Source organism: Marivita hallyeonensis (assembly GCF_900129875.1).
Taxonomy (GTDB): Bacteria; Pseudomonadota; Alphaproteobacteria; order Rhodobacterales; family Rhodobacteraceae; genus Marivita; species Marivita hallyeonensis.
Map to the genome: position 1 here is coordinate 1 of NZ_FQXC01000017.1, position 2,215 is coordinate 2,215.

The following is a 2,215-nucleotide window of genomic DNA, read 5'->3' on the forward strand; positions in this document are numbered from 1 at the left end:
CGATTTAGGTGAAAAACTCGACCTACTACATCTTGTACTTGACCTGCGTGAGCTTTCTCAACCCGCTGTAATCGCGGTCAAAGGTAGTGTTTTTGGCTGTTGGCTTAGAGAGCGGCTCTGATCCTTAACATGGAACCATTTTGGCAAGACGTTTTAGGTTCTGGGCGGTTGCGGCGAGGAGGAATTCTTCGTTGGCTCCTTTGAGGCCTCGGAGCCGGAGGCGTTTGAAGCCGAGATGCCGTTTCAGGTGGGCGAACAACATCTCGACTTTCTTTCGTCGTCGTCGGCTCTCGTCATAGGCGGCCGTATTGCGCAGATCGCGGGCTGTCTGACGCGCCTCTTCGTCCATGTGGCGCGTGACGGTTCGAAATGGCGCATCCGTGCAGGCCTTCTTGATCGGACATGCGCCGCAAGTGTCTTTCCCAGCAAAGTAGCTTTTGATCCGGTCATCTTTTCTGATCCGGCGCAACGGCATCTCGTGCCCCTCAAGGCAAGTGTAACTGTCACGCTCCGGGTCATATTGGAAATGGCTGATGTCGTACTTGCCATTGGTCTGGTGCTGACGATCCAGCACCGGCACATGCGGCGCAACCTTGCGCTTAAGGAGCCAGGCGAGGAATGGGCCAGTGCCGTATGATCCATCAGCAGCTACGCGATCTGGTTGAAAGTCATGCCGTTCCCAGCTGCGAACCAACATGGTCTTGGCCGCAACGATCTCTTGGCTGAGCCGGGCGGGCGTCGCCTCGACATCCATGATGATGCCATGATCGGTATCGACCAGATAGTTGGTCTCGTAGCTGAAGCGACCAGGGCCATCCTTCAGCGACCATGCCGCTTCCGGGTCGGTCTCCGAGATGTACTTGGGTGGTTTCTTCTTGGGGCTGGATTGTGCTGCGCCGTCGGCCTCCGCCAGTTTGTCCAAATAGTCAGCGACCGGGCGCTGCACTTGATCCTTGTGCGACCAGACTTTCTGAACCGCGTCGGGTCCATCTTTGCGATCCCTATTGGCATCTGCCTCGATGGTGCTGCCGTCGATGGCCGCGTCCGTCCCACCCACTATTCCGAAGCCGATGCACTTCTCAACGACGCTCTCGAACAGACGGCGCAGCACATCGCCATCCGCGAAGCGCCCGTGGCGGTTCTTGGAAAAAGTCGACCGATCCGGCACTCGGCCTTCCAGGCCCAACTTGCAAAACCACCGATAAGCCAGATTGAGATGGACTTCCTCGACCAAACGCCGTTCGGATCGGATACCGTACAGATAACCGATCAGCAGCATGCGCAGCATCAACTCAGGATCGACGGACGGTCGGCCTGTGTGGCTGTAGAGAGCTGCCAGTTCCCGCCGGATCTCGTCAAAGTCCAACAGCCAGTCGATCCGACGTAAAAGGTGGTCCTGCGGTACGTGATCCTCGATCCGGAACCGATAGAACAGGTTCTCTTGCGTCTCCAGCCGTCCCATCATTGCTGTTATCCTCCCCGCCAATATGGCAAGTGAATCAGTGATTTGGAGGTGGATCAAGGGATTGGCCACCGATAGCATGCAGGTAAATAATTGAGACAGAACTATAGGTGACTGCTATGCGACGCGTCGGGGCGCTGGTCTTTCCGGGCTTTGAGCTGCTCGATCTGTTCGGGCCGCTTGAGATGTTCGGCTTGCTCAAAGATTACTTTGACCTCCAACTGGTCGCAGAGACCTCTGAACCCGTTGCAAGCAATCAGCAGGTGCGCGCCAATCCGGACGTGACATTCAAAGATGCAGATCGCTTTGATGTCCTGTTCGTTCCCGGAGGCATGGGAACACGCCGAGAGGTGAGCAACACGGCTCTCTTGGATTGGATCAGAACCGTGTCGGAATCGGCGGAGTATGTCCTGAGTGTGTGTACCGGCAGTTTACTTCTTGCCGGTGCGGGAGTTCTGGACGGGCGGCGCGCAACGACGAACAAAGCGGCCTTCACCAAAATCGCGGACCAATACCCGAAGGTCGATTGGGTGAAGCAAGCTCGATGGGTCGAGGATGGCAAGTTCATCACCTCTTCCGGTGTCTCAGCCGGGATGGATATGGCTCTGGGTGCAATCGCGCTGATGCATGATCGGGAGACAGCCGAAAAAGTCGCGATGTGGAGCGAGTATGATTGGCACGAGGACAAAGACTGGGACCCGTTCGCTAAGATACATGGCCTCATCTGATCAGGCGGAGTTTTTCACCGGTATC

The 2,215-nt window shown here is 56.5% G+C and carries 2 protein-coding genes; one reads left to right on the plus strand and one right to left on the minus strand.

What is annotated here, in order from left to right; all coding sequences use genetic code 11:
* Nucleotides 1-124: 124 nt before the first annotated feature.
* Nucleotides 125-1,465: an IS1182 family transposase gene (locus BUA42_RS20775; protein ID WP_072780265.1), complete on the minus strand. Its 1,341-nt coding sequence runs from the start codon at nt 1,463-1,465 to the stop codon at nt 125-127.
* Between the two features lie 116 nt (nt 1,466-1,581).
* On the opposite strand from BUA42_RS20775, the gene BUA42_RS20780 reads away from it, so the two are divergent.
* Nucleotides 1,582-2,190: a DJ-1/PfpI family protein gene (locus BUA42_RS20780; RefSeq protein ID WP_072780266.1), complete on the plus strand. Its 609-nt coding sequence runs from the start codon at nt 1,582-1,584 to the stop codon at nt 2,188-2,190.
* Nucleotides 2,191-2,215 lie beyond the last annotated feature (25 nt).